Source organism: Rhodococcus sp. M8 (assembly GCF_015654185.1).
Taxonomy (GTDB): Bacteria; Actinomycetota; Actinomycetes; order Mycobacteriales; family Mycobacteriaceae; genus Rhodococcus; species Rhodococcus aetherivorans.
In genome coordinates this window covers 5,074,058-5,087,978 of sequence record NZ_CP064065.1, presented here as the reverse complement: position 1 = coordinate 5,087,978, position 13,921 = coordinate 5,074,058, and the positions used below count along the sequence as shown (strand labels likewise).

The following is a 13,921-nucleotide window of genomic DNA, read 5'->3' as shown; positions in this document are numbered from 1 at the left end:
TCGTTTGAAATGGAAGATCCGTCGGATGGGCGGATGGAAACCGAGAAGAAGAGGCCGATGCGCCGTCGAAACCTCAGCCGCGAGAAGGTGATCGAGGCGGCACTGGAGGCGGTGGACGAGTCGGGCTGGGAGCAGCTGACGATGAGCACCCTCGCCGGCCGCCTCGGCATCGTCACCGCCTCGCTCTACAACCACGTCCGTGGTCTCGACGACGTCCGCGGCGAGATCCAGGTGCGGACGATGGCCGACCTCGGTGAGCGGCTGCGCGAGGTGGCGATGGGGCGCAGCGGGCCGGAGGGCCTGCGCACCCTGATCGATGCGCATCGTGCGTGGGCCGCCGAGCATCCGCACCGCTACCAGACGCTGACGACGGAACCGATCGAGCGCAGCGCCCTGATCGCGGCGGCCCTCGACGCGAACAGGGCGCTCCGCTCGATGCTCGCCTCCTGCGGGGTGCCGGAGGAGGACACGCTCGAGGCTGCGGTGAGCCTGTTCACCGCGATGCACGGGTTCGCCACGATCGTGCGCAGCGGCTTCCTCGGCGACGAACTCGACCTCGACCGCATCTACGAGAACGTGGTCGCGGGAGCCTTCGCGGCGGCGGGGGTGACTCCGCTGCCGCGCTGAGCCATTACCCGGTTCGGCGTCCGGGGTCTACCACTCCGTACCCGCGATCTTCAGTGGGTCGGAGTAGCAGCTGCCCCACCGGACCGCAGCTGTTCCGCCGCCTCCTCCGTCACGATTCCCGGAAGCAGGAAGTTGGTGAGCATCCGTCTGTTTTCCGGGTCCCCCTCGGAGCCGAAATCCATCCGCCCGACCAGGATGAGCTGCACCAGCGCGATCCACTGGCAGATCTCCTCGTCGGTGAGGCCTTCGCGGATCTCACCTCGTTCGCGGGCCTCGTCGAGCAGCGGCGCCCACATCTCCTGGGTCAGCCGGACCGCCAGTCCGGTGCTGCCGATCAGAGCCGTCGCCATGTCCATGTGTTCGGGGCTGACGATCAAGCGGACGATCGGATCGTGGCGACCACGGTCGACGAGAAAGATCAGGCCGTCGACGATCTGCTCCGCGAACGTCGTCCGTTCCCTCAGGAACGCACGAGCCTTGTCGAACAGCCGGCGCGACCGCAACTCGATCAAGGCCGTGATCAGCGTGTCACGGTCACCGAAGTAGCGGTAGACGGTCGGCCGCGAAACGCCGGCCTCCTTGGCGATGTCGTCCATCGTGGTCTTCGAGAGGCCGTACCGCTGGAACATCGACTCGGCAGCCTTCAGTATCTGCCCTCGCGCCACCTCTGCGTTCTCACTGAGGACGTTCGCCCGCCGTCGCGCCATGTCGCACCCCCGAACTCGTCCTCACCGACTCCTACGGGCAATGATACAAGTAATGACCATTGTCAAGCATCGGGCCCGCGACTGTGGCACGGAGCGTCCGACGCGGCACCAGTGTCACTCGAACAGATCCGGCAGTCCATCCGAGACGCGATCAGGAAACTTCGGGTCACGTTTTTCGAGGAAGGCGTCGACACCTTCGCGCACGTCGTCGGAGGAGCCCCGGACATAGATGCCGATCGACTCGGCGCGGTGCGCAACCTCGGGTTCCGACGCGCCGAGCATCCGCCACATCAGCTGACGGGTCAGTGCCGCCGATACCGGCGACGTGCCCGAAACCAGTTCCCGGGCGACCTCGAGTGCGCGATCCAGTACCTGATCGGCGGGCACGACCTCACGTACCAGACCCCGGTCGAGAGCTTCGGTGACCGGCACCATCTTCCCGCCGACCGTCCATTCGACGGCGGTGGAGATTCCGACCGCCCGCGGGAGGAACCACGTCGAGCATGCCTCCGGCACCAAGCCGCGGCGAGTGAACACGAAACCGAACTTGGCCGTATCCGAGGCGATGCGGATGTCGGCCGGAAGTGTCATCGTGACGCCGACGCCTGCTGCAGGCCCGTTGATCGCCGCGATCACCGGCTTCAGGGAACGGTAGATCCGCAGCGTCACCTGACCACCCGTGTCGGCGGGGGCTCCACCGGTCTCCGGATCGTCGCCGAGGACGAACGTGTCGCCGCCTGCGGCGAGATCGGCGCCCGCGCAGAACGCGCGGCCGGTTCCGGTGAGCACAACCGCGCGTACTTCGTCGTCGGTGTCGGTCTCGTCGAAGATCTCGATGAGCCGGTAGCACATCGCATTGGTGAACGCGTTGAGCCGATCGGGACGGTTCAAGCGCACGACGGCGATCTCTCCGTGCCGCTCGAGGATCACCGCGTCGTCGGTTCCGGTCCGAGCCACGAGGGCTCCTTTCTGCGCGACGGGTGCGTCAGCGCACCTTGTCGAATCGTTCGGAGACGTCCCGGTACTCGGACCGGATCGCCGTCTTCGACAGCTTGCCACTGGGGAGCCGGGGCAGCGGCTCGTCCCGGATCACGACGTAGCGCGGAACCTTGTAGTCGGCGACCAAACGGTCGCAGTATTCCACGATCGTTGCCGCGTCGACCCCGTCCTTCACAGTGACGATCGCCGCGGGCGTCTCGCCGAAACGCTCGTCGGACGCGGCAATGACCGCGACCTCCTCGACACCCGGGATCCCACTGATGACACGCTCGATCTCGACGGGCGAGACGTTGATGCCGCCGGTGATGATGAGGTCCTTGAGGCGGTCGACGAACTTGACGCGCCCGCCCTCGTCGAGGGTGCCCAAGTCCCCGCTGTGCAGCCAGCCGTCGCGCAACGCGGACGCCGTCGACTCCGGATCGTTCCAGTAGCCGGGGGTCACGCCGGGTCCCCGCAGCAGGATCTCCCCCTCTTCGCCGGGCTCTGCGTCGGTGCCGTCGGTGCGGACCACCTTCGTCTCGGTGAAGATCGAGCCGGACCCGCAGGTGTCGGGGTGGTCGAAGGCTTCGGAGACGAGAGTCGCAGTCGCGACCCCGCCGGCTTCGGTCATGCCGTAGATCTGACGCAGCGCGACGCCCTTGTCGGCCCACCGCTTCAACAGGGCCGGTGCGACTGCCGCGCCGCCGACGATCGCGGTGCGCAGCGACGACAGGTCGGCCTTCTCGAATTCGGGCGACCGCGAGATCGCTTCGAAGATCAGCGGAACCCCGAACAGAGCCTGCACCTTGTGCTCACCGAGCAGTGCCGCGGCACGACCGGGATCGAGTTCCTTCTCGATGATGAGCGTGCCACCGAGCACCGTGGACATGACCAGCCCCCACACGAGGCCCGGGGTGAACACGAGCGGCAACACCAGCAGCGACGTGGAACCCGGACGGAAGCCTTCCTCGGTGAGGGTGGCCTCGAACACGATGTTGAGCAGAGTCCGATTGGTGCAGATGACGCCCTTCGACAACCCCGTGGAGCCACTGGTGAACAGAAGTGCTGTGGGGTCGTCGGGCGCGAGGTCGACGCGGAAGTCGTCGCGCTCCCCTTCCCGCAGCGCCGCGATGTCGGTGAACCCGAACGTGTCGAAGGGATCGCCGAGGTCACGCGCCTGGGCGACCGTTGCGGAGAACTGTTCCGGCGCGATGACCAGGACGGCACCCGCGTCATCGACGACCTTGCGGAGTTCCGCCGGCTTGAACCGGGGATTCAGCGGGACGAGCACCGCACCGGCCTTGAGTACGCCGAGTGCCGCCACGGGCCACGTCACCGAATTCGGGCCGAGCACTCCGACACGCTCACCCGGCTTGATGCCCCGGTCGACGATCTCACGAGCGACGCGGCTGGACCAGTCCTGGAGTTCACGGTAGGTCAGAGCCTCACCGGCAACGATGATCGCGTTCTGTTCCCCTTTGGTCTTCGCCCACCAATACAGGGCCGAGCCGACGGTGGCAGCCATGTGTCCCTTGCCTTCCTTGACCGAGAGAATACGAATCTGTTTTGTGTACAAGAATTTTCAGCGCGAGAGGAGCGCGGGTCCTCATATCGCGTACACCTCAGGCTATAGGCTCACTCATGAGACGTCAATCAAATTTTGTAAATTGCAAAGGGCGGCTCGCACCGGCGACGAACCCGGCGGCAAGCGCGGCCACACCGCCGATCACGAATGCGGCCACAAACGCACGCTCGGAGGGAATGTCGGCACCCGCGATCGTGATCGTCGCGAGGAGCATCCCCACCAGCGCGCTCGCCAGCGAACTGCCGAATGTCCGTGCGATGGCGTTGATGCCGTTCGCAACACCGGTGTCGTGCAGCGACACATGCTCGACGAGCATTGCCGGCAGGGCGCCGTAGGCAACGCTGACGAAAACATTGAGGACCGCCACCGCAACGATCACCTGCCACGGGCGGTCGTGGGCGAACCCGACAAATGCGAACCCACACACGCCGATAGCGCACGCCACCATCAGCACCCGCTCGGCGCGGAACCTCCGCACGAGAAACCCGCTCACCGCAGCCGCGGAGATGCCGACAACCTGCCCGGGCAGCAGGTACAGCAGGCTCGTCTCGAGCACCGAAGCACCGAACCCGAACCCCGCTTCCTCTGGGGCGGCCTGCACGAACACGGCTGTGGCCAGGAACTGTACGAACATCGCGATTCCCACGAGGAACGCGGCAAGGTGAGCGGGCGCCACCGCACGTGCGGTCAGGAGGGCTGGGGCCACCAGCGGCGCATCGGATCGCCGCTCGTGCCGGTACCAGGCGGCAAGCACGAGCACACCCGCGACGACACAACCGATCGTCGGCACGGACACCCAGCCCCACGTCCCGCCCTGCGCGAGCGCCAGAAGCAGTGCGGACAGGCCGACCGCGAGCCCGACCGCGCACCAGAGATCGGATCCGGATCCGGTCCCGGAACCGGGCGAACCGGGAACGACCGCCCACGCAAGTGCAGCTGCAATCACCGCGAGCGCCACCAGCAGCCAGAACACGCGACGATAGTCGTCGCCGTCGCTGTACAGCAGTCCGGCGGCGATCATTCCCGCACCGCCGCCGACGCTCATCGTTCCCGACATGATGCCGAGCGCCGCCGTGAGCCGATACGGCCCGAGAGCGCTGCGCAGCACAGCGACGCCGATCGGAAACAGCGCGAACGACGTCCCCTGCAGGGCTCGCCCGGCGATGAGTACCGGCAACGAGTCCCACGCGACACACAGCAACGAACCGACGAGCACCACTCCCAGGATGCCCAGCAGCACTTTTCGTGGTCCACGTCGGTCGGCGAGCCTGCCCAGCAGCGGCGTACAGACGGTGGCCGTCAGAAGATTCCCGGTGACGATCCATCCCACCGCATTCGTACCCACCCCGAGCTGCGCCGCGATATCGGGCATCAGCGGCACGACGGCGGTCTGCATGACCGAGGTGATCATCACGACGAAGCAGAGCGCCGGGATCAGCACACCGGGCGAGACGGCAGGTGTGCGCACACGCGTTCGCGCAGTGGCGGGACGGAGGGTCACCATGGGCCGATCTACAGATCCAGAGTGAGCTTGGGGGTGCAGCTGCGGGATACGCAGATCATCATGCAGTCGTTCTCCGCCTGCTCGTCCTCGGTGAGGACGGAGTCGCGATGATCCGGAATTCCTTCCAGCACAGTGGCTTCGCACGTACCGCAGGTTCCCTCGCGGCACGAGAACGGCGAATCGACGCCCGAGCGGAGCACCGCGTCGAGCAGTGTTTCGCCCGAGTCGACAGTGATCGTCTTGCCCGATTGCCGGAGTTCCACCTCGAATGCCCCGTCGACGGCGTCGGCCGGCCGCTCCTTCGCGGCGAACCGTTCGACGTGCAAGGTGACACCCGAGCGGTTGCGGCACTCGTTCTCGATGGCGTGCAGCAGTGGTTCCGGCCCGCAGCAGTAGACACCGGTGCCGTCCCCGAGGGCGTCGAGCGCTGCCGCCAGGTCGAGGAGCCCGCATTCGTCCTGAGGCCGGAGCTCGACCCGGCCGGGATACCGGGCGACGAGGCCGTCCGCGAAAGCCATGCTCGCGCGGGTACGTCCGCCGTACAGGAGCGTCCAGTCGGCGCCGCCCGCGTCGGCCGCCCGCACCATCGGAAGTAGCGGCGTGATGCCGATTCCGCCCGCGACGAAGAGATACGACTGCGCGGGCTCGAGGCTGAAGTTGTTGCGGGGGCCGGCGATGCTGACGAGGTCGCCGACCTGCAGCGAGTCGTGGATCCACCGCGATCCGCCGCGTCCGTTCTCCTCGCGGAGGACCGCCACAGTCAGGCAGGTGTCGTCGGCCGGGTCGCCGCACAGCGAGTACTGCCGGACCGTCGACTCGTCGATGATGACGTCGATGTGCGATCCGGGTTCCCATGCCGGGACGGTCCCCCCGTCGGGATCGGCGAACCGCACCGCCACTACGCCGTCTGCAAGTGCGTCCTTGCCGATCACCTGCATCTTGCCCTGCTCCACATCGGTGCTTCCGGCCATCAGTGTTTCCGTTCCCCTGGACATCACCTACGCTCTAATCTTAAGTAATTAGTTTTAAGGGACGCAAGGCCCGCAGACGAACCTCATGACACGCAGGACCGGGAGCAGCCACATGACCTCGACAGATACCGCACACGACACCGGCTCGATCCTCGACCTCTTCAGGCTCGACGGGTCCGTCGCCGTCGTCACGGGCGCCGGCAGCGGCCTCGGAGCAGGGTTCGCGCGCGCCCTCGCGGAGGCCGGGGCGGACGTGGTGATCGCCGCACGCCGTCGCGAGAAGCTGGACGCCGTCGGCCCCACGATCGAGGCCACCGGCCGACGCTGCCTCATCGTCCCCACCGACGTCACCGACCCCGAGCAGTGCGACGCCCTCGCCCGGGCGACGGTCGCCGAGTTCGGTCGGCTCGACATCCTGATCAACAACGCCGGCGTCACCCATTCCGCACCGGCGACGCGCGAGCGACCCGAGGACTTCCGCTCCGTGCTGGACGTGAATCTGCTCGGCGCGTATTGGGCAGCGCAAGCATGCGGACGCGTGATGAAGCCGGGCTCGAGCATCGTCAACATCGCGAGCATGCTCGGGCTGGTCAAGTCGGTTCTCCCCCAGGCCGCCTACGCCGCGAGCAAGGCCGGTCTCGTCGGCCTCACCCGCGATCTGTCCCATCAGTGGTCGCAGCGAAAAGGGATCCGCGTGAACGCGATCGCGCCGGGTTTCGTCGAGACCGACCTGATCGCCGAGATGTCGTCGGATACCCTCGAGGAGTTCCTGCGCGGCTGCTCACTCGGTCGCACCGCCACGCAGCGCGAGATCGACGCCGCCGTCGTGTTCCTCGCCAGCCGTGCTTCCGGCTACATCACCGGGTCGACGCTCGCCGTCGACGGTGGGACTTCCGGACACTGACTCCGACGACGAAGGGCGAAACGATGACGATCTCCAGCACCGTGACCACACTTCGGGGCGACGGCGTTTCCCTGGTCGCCGATGTCTGGGAGCCCGCGTCCGAGCGGAAGGGGACCGTCCTGCTGTTGCACGGCGGCGGGCAGACGAGGCACTCGTGGCAGCGCAGCGGAATCCGCCTCTCGGAACAAGGATGGCGCTCATACGCGATCGACGCGCGCGGGCACGGCCACAGCGGATGGGCCGACGACGGCGACTACAGCTCCGACGCACACGCGCGCGACATCTGCACGATCGTCGACGAACTCGGTGAGCCACCGGTGCTCGTGGGAGCGTCGATGGGCGGTATGGCCGCACTCGTCGCCGAAGGAGACAATCCGGGGCTCTCCCGCGCGCTGGTGCTGGTGGATATCACCCCGAAGGCCGAACCCGAGGGGTTGGCCAAGATCACCGGATTCATGCGCGCGGGACTGGCGGGCTTCGACAGCCTGCACGACGCGCTCGACGCCGTGATCGCGTACAACCCGCACCGGAGCCGTCCGCCGCGGGTGGAGGGGTTGCGTAAGAACATGCGCGAGCGAGACGGTCGCTGGTACTGGCACTGGGATCCGCGGATGCTGTCGCATCGGACGAACCTTCCGGATGCTGCCGCGGAGCGCGAGGAGCGGGCCCGGGCCGCGGCGCGCGCCGTCGCGGTTCCGACCCTCCTGATTCGTGGTGCCCAGTCCGACGTCGTCAGTATCGAAGGTGCGCGCGAACTCCTGGAACTGATCCCCGGGGCGCGGTACATCGACGTGGGCGGTGCCGGGCACATGGTGGGCGGCGACGACAACGACGTGTTGAGCCGCGGCCTGGTCGAGTTCCTCGACGAGGCCGTCCTCACGGCGTAACCACCGGCCGGACCGGAACAGATAGCATCTATAGGTCACCCGCCGGGCAGACCCGCCCGGTGGACCGCACGAGCTGAAAGTAGATGATGGCCCGACCGTCGAAGCCTCTCATCAGTCGCGCGTCCGCGGTGGCGGCTTCCATCGAGATCATCGACTCCGAGGGACTCGATGCCTTCAGCCTGCCGCGGCTGGCGAAGCACCTCGGGGTACGGGCGCCCTCCCTCTACCACCACTTCGCCGACAAGTCGGAGATCCTCCAGGCTGTCGCGCGACAGATTGCCGGCGCCGGCACCCTGCCACGCCGCAGGCCCGGCCCGGACTGGCCCGAGTACTTCGTGACGCTGAGCATGAATCTGCGTCAGTCGATCCTCAAGCACCGCAATGCCGCGCCGATCCTGCTCCAGTATCTTCCGCGTGATCTGCTGATCGGCACCTACGAGGACACTGCCCGATTCCTGGAGGAGTCCGGCGTGCCGGCCCGCCTGCACGTCCAGATTCTCGACGGCATGGAGCGTTTGACGCTGGGCGCAGTGCTCACCGAGGCGATGCGCAAGCCGAGTACGAAGAACACGATCTTCCCGAACGTCGACCCGGAGTCACAGCCGCTGCTGGCGCGGGCTCTCGCCGAGAACGAGATGACCTCCCGGCAGTTGTTCGAGGAGATGATCCGCAGCTTCCTCCACGGCGTGGTGCGCAACGCTCAGGTAGAGATCGCGGACAAGAGCCAACTGAGCGTGTCGACCCACTGAGCGTGTCGGCCCACTGAGCGTGTCGGCCCACTGAGCGTGTCGGCCCACTGACCTGTTCGGCAGTCGTACGACCACCCACGACGCAACGACGACGCCCCGCAGATCGAATCGCGGGGCGTCGTCGTCGGTCCTACCGGGCCGGAGCGGGCATGTGGACGGTCTTGATCTCGAAGAACTCCTCGAGACCTTCGAGGCCGCCCTCACGGCCCACGCCGGACTGCTTATAGCCGCCGAACGGCAGGGTGAAGTCCATCGTCGCGGTGTTCACGCTGATGGTGCCGGTGCGGATGCGCCGCGCAACCTCGAACCCGTGGTCGATGTCCTCCGTGTACACCGCACCCGACAGCCCGTACATCGAGTTGTTGGCGATCGCGATGGCGTCCTCTTCGTCTTCGTAGGTGATCACCGAGATGACCGGACCGAAGACCTCTTCCTGCGCGATCCGGGAGTCGGGGTCGACGTTGTCGAGCAGTGTCGGTGCGACGAAGAAGCCCTTGTCGAATCCCTCCGGTCGACCGCCGCCGAGCACGACCCTCGCGCCGTCCTCCTTCGCGATGTCGATGTATCCCAGGACGCGATCCTGCTGACGCTTCGACGCGAGCGGGCCGAGGAAATTGGTCGGCTCCCACGGGTTGCCGATCGGCAACGCGCCATACGCGGCCTTCAGGACCTCGAGCACCTCGTCGTGACGCTTGCGGGAGACGAGCACGCGCGAGAGGGCGATGCACGCCTGACCGGACTGCATGCAGCCCCCCATGGGGAGCGTCTGCACCACGTGGTTGATGTCGGCGTCGTCGAGGATGATCGCCGCGGACTTGCCGCCGAGTTCGAGCGAGACACGCGCGATGCGCTCGCCGGCCAGCGACATGATGCGCCGGCCCGCCGCGGTGCTGCCGGTGAAGGTGACGTGGTCGACGTCGGGGTTGGTCACGAGCGTCTCCGACACCTCGCGGTCTGCGCACAGCACGCTGACGACCCCCTCGGGAATGCGACCTTCCGCGACCAGCTCGGCGATGATGTCCGCGAACACCGACGGCGAGAGCGGTGCCTCCGGTGCGGTCTTGAGCACGACCGAGCAGCCCGCGGCCAGCGCCGGGGCGAGCTTGAACGCGATCGTGCCGACCGGGCCGTTCCACGGGATGATCGCGGCAACGACGCCCGTCGGTTCCTTCACGATGCGCGAGACACCGCCCGCTGCGCGCGGACGCTCCTCGGTGGTCTCGAACGTGCGGGCCACCGCGGCCACCGCACGGAACAACCCGCCGACCATCTCCTGGGTCGGCCGGCTGACGCTCACAGGCACGCCGACCTCGATGACCCCGATCGGGGTGAGCTCGTCCACCCGCCGTTCGAGGCGGTCGGCGATGGCGTCGACGACATCGGCGCGCTCTGCCATGCTGCGAGACGACCACTCGCCCTTGTCGAACGATTCACGCGCTGCGGCAACCGCTTTGGCGACGTCTTCGACCGTGGCGGTGCGCACCCGCGCGACCTTCTCCTCGGTGAACGAGTCGACGACGTCGACCCATTCGCCGCCGGTCGAATCGACCCAGCGGCCGCCGATGAAAACCTGTTCTCGGTCGGCGATCGACGGGGTGGTACCCGTCGAGGCTTCGGTGGTGGTCATATGTGAAAGCTCCTTCGCTTCAGCGGATGTTGTAGCCGGCGTCGACCGGGAACGTGACACCGGTGACGTAACGAGCCTCGTCGGAGGCGAGGTAGACGATCGCGTTGCTGATGTCGACGGCCTCGATCAATTCGACCGGCATCGGGTTCTTGTACGACTCGTCGGCGGCAACCTCGGGATGGGAGTTGACGAACTCGCCGTACTCCGCGTTCGCCACCATAGGCGTGTTCACGCCGGTAGGGTGCACAGTGTTCACCCGAATACTGTGCGGGGCAAGCTGTTTCGCGTAGATCCGCATGAGACCGACAACACCGTGCTTGGCGGCGCTGTACCCGACCTGACCGGGGAGGGTGTTCAGCCCGATGCTCGTCAGGCCGGCCGCAGAACTCGTGATGATGATCGACCCGCCCTCCCCCCGTTCGACGAGGTGCGGCACCGTCACCTCGAGCACGTGCCATACCCCGGTGAGCATGGTGTCGATTGCGTCGTGCCATGCCTGGCGCTGTTCACCGGGACCGATCACCGGCATGATGCCGGCGTTCGGCAGCACGATGTCGACCTTGCCGAACTGTGCGATGCCCGCGTCGTAGGCCCGCTGGACATCCTCGATGTTGCGGACGTCTCCAATGGACGCGACGATTGAGCCTCCGGCCTCCTTGACCAGGCGCTCGGTCTCGGCAAGGTCGTCGCTGGTCGCCATCGGATAGAAGACCGTGGGGATCTGGTCGCAGATGTCCATCGCAATGACGGATGCCCCCTCTTCGGCGAGCCGGACGGCGTGCGAGCGCCCCTGGCCTCGCGCCGCACCGGTGATGAAAGCGACCTTGCCTTCGAGTCGACCCATGAGTGTTCTCCTCCGATTGCACGCCCCAGCTCCGGGCGGGCAAGCGCCCGTGCGTGGGAACGTAGTGAAGTTGGGGACCCACACATCAGTGTGAGGCGCACCACAGACGGTAGTTGCCTAAGCCCTTTAGGTCAACGTCGGACAAGATTCGTCGCTCGTCTCACCCGGGCGGACTCAGAAGCTGGGCGCCTCGGCCCACTCGCCGACCTGGTAGCAGGAATGTTCCCCCTCCTGCTCGAATGCCATCAACCGGCACATGCGCACCGCCCCCGCGTCGTCCGGGTCGATACGAATCAGGGCGATCTGGGCCCCCGCGTCGCGCAGGGCCCCGAGTGCCATCGTGAGGAGCGTCATCCCGAGGCCCGCCCCGCGGGCGGTCTCCGTGAGCACGAGCGCCCGGACCGACGCCGCATCCAACTCGAGGTGGGTGGACAGCGCCGGATCGGACCACACGAACCCCACCTTCGCTCCCGAAGAGTCGGTTGCGACCAGCACATTGCCGGAACCGAGGCGGATCTCGTCGGCGAGGCGCTCGCGTTGCGCCGGTACGAGCGACGCCGCGCCCAGCACCTCGTCGATCGCCCGCGACACCGCCGGATCACCGAGCGGACGCGCGTCGCCCGTCGTGATGCCCTCGGGCGCCGCGACCTCGTCGAGCGGGATCGCGAACGGGCCGGACAGGTGGCGGAACAACGTCCACAGCCTGCCCACCGCCGGGATGCCGAACCGTCGCGCGAGACGTTCGGACGCGGGGTGCGTGCTGTACGCCCAGCAGCGCAGAGCCACCGCACCGGTGCGCTCCCAGCCGCCGTCCGCTGTCGTGCCCAGGCCGATCTCCTCGACCAGCATCGTGGCCACACCGCGCGACCGGTAGTCCGGATGGACGACGAACTGCACGGTACCCAGCCCCTCGCCGTCCACCTGCAGGTGCAGGTACGCCACAATCACCAGCGGCGCGTCGTCGCGCGCGCTCAGGTCCTTGCGCGCCTTGATCGGCAGATGGGAGACGCGGACGCCGTCGCGACTCGTCGAGGTCACATCACCGGGGTGGATCCGCGAGAACCCGGCTTCCTCGTCGTACTCGGCGGCCGCGGCGACAAGAGCCAGCACCTCGTCCCGATCGCCGGAATCCAGTTCCGAACACCACTGATACGAGATCATCCTGTTCGCTCCTCATCTGCGGGTCAGTTCTCATAAATCTAATGCCGATCGGTATAGGGCCGCAACGGCCGAAGCGCCACCCGCAACCGGTCCGGGGTTTACACTTAAAACTACTTGAGTTAGATTTAGCGTCATCGATCCGAACCACCGCCTGGAGGGCAGCCATGACAGAGGTCGGAATTCCCCGCGAGGAACGCATTCGCCGCGCTCTCGACCATCTGCGCAACGACACCACCGACGAATTCGAGCACGTCACGTGGTTCGAACCCGTCGAGTTCACCGATCCGGAGATCGCCAAGCTCGAACGCGAGCGTGTCTTCGGCCGGGTTCCGTCGATCATCATCCACGGCTCCGAGATCCCCCGCGCGGGCGATTTCGTCACCCTCCAGTTGCCGCGGAACAATGTCATCGTCGTCCGTCAGCGCGACGGCAGCGTCAAAACCCTGGTGAACCAATGTCGTCACCGCGGCGCGATGGTCGAGAAGGAGGAGAAGGGCCGTTGCCGCCTGTTCTCGTGCCCGTACCATCGCTGGTCCTACGACACCGACGGCGCGCTGCGCACCATCACACGCGACAACACGTTCGGTGACGCCGACCGTTCCGAACGGAACCTCGTGCAACTCCCGACCGAGGAACGTCACGGATTCGTCTGGGTTGTCGACGACGCCGACGCCACCATCGATGTCGCAGACTGGCTCGGCCCCGAGATGGACTCGATCATGGGGTCATACGGCATGGACAAAATGGTGACTACCCGAGTTCAGCGCTTCGACGAGCCCGTCAACTGGAAGCTGATGCAGGACGCGTTCCTCGACGGCTACCACATCCAGTACGCGCACCCGAACACCGCCGCCAAGCACATCCACACCAACGTCATGGCCTTCGAGGACTTCGGACATCACTGCCGGTTCCTCAATCTCCGCAAGACCATCGACCGGTGGATCGAGGAAGACCCCGGCGATCGCAGCCTCGCCGAGCACGTGACGGAAAGCCACCTGGTGGGTCCCAACAGCACCCTGCTCAAGCAGCCCGACCATTTCCAGCTGCTCACCTTCCGCCCCCACCGGAGCGATCCGCAGCGCTGCCACATGGAGATCCGTCTGATCGCACCGACGCTCGAAGACAGCGGCATGACCGAGGAGCGCTGGAATCGGATCTGGGACAAGAACGTCGAGATCCTGATCGCGGTCCTCCACAACGAGGACTTCCCGATCCTGCGTGGTTCGCAGGTCGCCATGGACAGCGCGAACGCCGGCAACATGCTCCTGGGCCGCAACGAGGTTGCCAACCAGGTCTTCCGCCGCGAGATCCAGAAACTCGTCGGCGAGAACTGACACCGAACACCACAGCGGGGCGCCTGCGGGCGCCCCGCATCAG

General features: G+C 66.7%; 13 protein-coding genes. 5 read left to right on the top strand and 8 right to left on the bottom strand.

The window, feature by feature from the left end:
- Positions 1-33: 33 nt before the first annotated feature.
- Positions 34-627 (top strand): TetR/AcrR family transcriptional regulator, encoded by a 594-nt coding sequence (locus ISO16_RS23115; protein WP_050034675.1) that lies wholly within the window; start codon positions 34-36, stop codon positions 625-627.
- A 50-nt stretch (positions 628-677) separates the two neighbouring features.
- On the opposite strand, the gene ISO16_RS23110 is transcribed toward ISO16_RS23115, so the two are convergent.
- The 5 genes from ISO16_RS23110 to ISO16_RS23090 all read right to left on the bottom strand — a co-directional run bounded on the left by ISO16_RS23110 (position 678) and on the right by ISO16_RS23090 (position 6,372).
- Entirely contained in the window at positions 678-1,334 is a 657-nt protein-coding gene (locus tag ISO16_RS23110) for a TetR/AcrR family transcriptional regulator (protein WP_006936256.1), read from the bottom strand.
- Positions 1,335-1,448: 114 nt separating this feature from the next.
- Positions 1,449-2,291, bottom strand: a complete 843-nt coding sequence (locus tag ISO16_RS23105) for an enoyl-CoA hydratase-related protein (RefSeq protein ID WP_029541682.1) — start codon at positions 2,289-2,291, stop codon at positions 1,449-1,451.
- A 28-nt stretch (positions 2,292-2,319) separates the two neighbouring features.
- Positions 2,320-3,837 (bottom strand): class I adenylate-forming enzyme family protein, encoded by a 1,518-nt coding sequence (locus tag ISO16_RS23100; protein WP_072634464.1) that lies wholly within the window; start codon positions 3,835-3,837, stop codon positions 2,320-2,322.
- A gap of 124 nt (positions 3,838-3,961) precedes the next feature.
- The gene (locus tag ISO16_RS23095) at positions 3,962-5,365 is read right to left on the bottom strand and encodes an MFS transporter (RefSeq protein ID WP_072634570.1); all 1,404 of its coding nucleotides are present in this window, start codon (positions 5,363-5,365) and stop codon (positions 3,962-3,964) included.
- A 44-nt stretch (positions 5,366-5,409) separates the two neighbouring features.
- Positions 5,410-6,372 carry a PDR/VanB family oxidoreductase gene (locus tag ISO16_RS23090; protein WP_083662401.1) on the bottom strand — a complete coding sequence of 321 codons (963 nt, stop codon included), beginning with the start codon at positions 6,370-6,372 and terminating at the stop codon, positions 5,410-5,412.
- 112 nt (positions 6,373-6,484) lie between these two features.
- Between ISO16_RS23090 and ISO16_RS23085 the strand changes: the two genes are divergently transcribed.
- From ISO16_RS23085 to ISO16_RS23075, 3 genes are all read left to right on the top strand, one after another.
- On the top strand, positions 6,485-7,276 hold the full coding sequence (locus ISO16_RS23085) for an SDR family NAD(P)-dependent oxidoreductase (RefSeq protein WP_029541674.1): 792 nt from the start codon (positions 6,485-6,487) through the stop codon (positions 7,274-7,276).
- A 23-nt stretch (positions 7,277-7,299) separates the two neighbouring features.
- The gene (locus ISO16_RS23080; RefSeq protein WP_072634462.1) at positions 7,300-8,163 is read left to right on the top strand and encodes an alpha/beta fold hydrolase; all 864 of its coding nucleotides are present in this window, start codon (positions 7,300-7,302) and stop codon (positions 8,161-8,163) included.
- Between the two features lie 86 nt (positions 8,164-8,249).
- On the top strand, positions 8,250-8,912 hold the full coding sequence (locus tag ISO16_RS23075) for a TetR family transcriptional regulator (RefSeq protein WP_044475956.1): 663 nt from the start codon (positions 8,250-8,252) through the stop codon (positions 8,910-8,912).
- 130 nt (positions 8,913-9,042) lie between these two features.
- On the opposite strand, the gene ISO16_RS23070 is transcribed toward ISO16_RS23075, so the two are convergent.
- The 3 genes from ISO16_RS23070 to ISO16_RS23060 all read right to left on the bottom strand — a co-directional run bounded on the left by ISO16_RS23070 (position 9,043) and on the right by ISO16_RS23060 (position 12,544).
- On the bottom strand, positions 9,043-10,539 hold the full coding sequence (locus ISO16_RS23070; protein WP_072634461.1) for an aldehyde dehydrogenase: 1,497 nt from the start codon (positions 10,537-10,539) through the stop codon (positions 9,043-9,045).
- Between the two features lie 19 nt (positions 10,540-10,558).
- Entirely contained in the window at positions 10,559-11,383 is an 825-nt protein-coding gene (locus ISO16_RS23065) for a mycofactocin-coupled SDR family oxidoreductase (protein ID WP_006936270.1), read from the bottom strand.
- Between the two features lie 174 nt (positions 11,384-11,557).
- Positions 11,558-12,544, bottom strand: coding sequence for a GNAT family N-acetyltransferase (locus ISO16_RS23060; protein WP_072634460.1), 987 nt, complete (start codon positions 12,542-12,544; stop codon positions 11,558-11,560).
- A 164-nt stretch (positions 12,545-12,708) separates the two neighbouring features.
- Here ISO16_RS23060 and ISO16_RS23055 point away from each other — a divergent pair, with 164 nt between their 5' ends.
- Positions 12,709-13,878, top strand: coding sequence for an aromatic ring-hydroxylating oxygenase subunit alpha (locus ISO16_RS23055; RefSeq protein WP_006936272.1), 1,170 nt, complete (start codon positions 12,709-12,711; stop codon positions 13,876-13,878).
- Positions 13,879-13,921 lie beyond the last annotated feature (43 nt).

Coding starts and splice junctions, on each gene's coding strand:
- ISO16_RS23115 (WP_050034675.1), top strand. CDS start 34: ATGGAAACCGAGAAGAAGAGGCCGATGCGCCGTCGAAACCTCAGCCGC.
- ISO16_RS23110 (WP_006936256.1), bottom strand. CDS start 1,334: ATGGCGCGACGGCGGGCGAACGTCCTCAGTGAGAACGCAGAGGTGGCG.
- ISO16_RS23100 (WP_072634464.1), bottom strand. CDS start 3,837: ATGGCTGCCACCGTCGGCTCGGCCCTGTATTGGTGGGCGAAGACCAAA.
- ISO16_RS23090 (WP_083662401.1), bottom strand. CDS start 6,372: ATGGCCGGAAGCACCGATGTGGAGCAGGGCAAGATGCAGGTGATCGGC.
- ISO16_RS23085 (WP_029541674.1), top strand. CDS start 6,485: ATGACCTCGACAGATACCGCACACGACACCGGCTCGATCCTCGACCTC.
- ISO16_RS23080 (WP_072634462.1), top strand. CDS start 7,300: ATGACGATCTCCAGCACCGTGACCACACTTCGGGGCGACGGCGTTTCC.
- ISO16_RS23075 (WP_044475956.1), top strand. CDS start 8,250: ATGGCCCGACCGTCGAAGCCTCTCATCAGTCGCGCGTCCGCGGTGGCG.
- ISO16_RS23070 (WP_072634461.1), bottom strand. CDS start 10,539: ATGACCACCACCGAAGCCTCGACGGGTACCACCCCGTCGATCGCCGAC.
- ISO16_RS23065 (WP_006936270.1), bottom strand. CDS start 11,383: ATGGGTCGACTCGAAGGCAAGGTCGCTTTCATCACCGGTGCGGCGCGA.
- ISO16_RS23060 (WP_072634460.1), bottom strand. CDS start 12,544: ATGATCTCGTATCAGTGGTGTTCGGAACTGGATTCCGGCGATCGGGAC.
- ISO16_RS23055 (WP_006936272.1), top strand. CDS start 12,709: ATGACAGAGGTCGGAATTCCCCGCGAGGAACGCATTCGCCGCGCTCTC.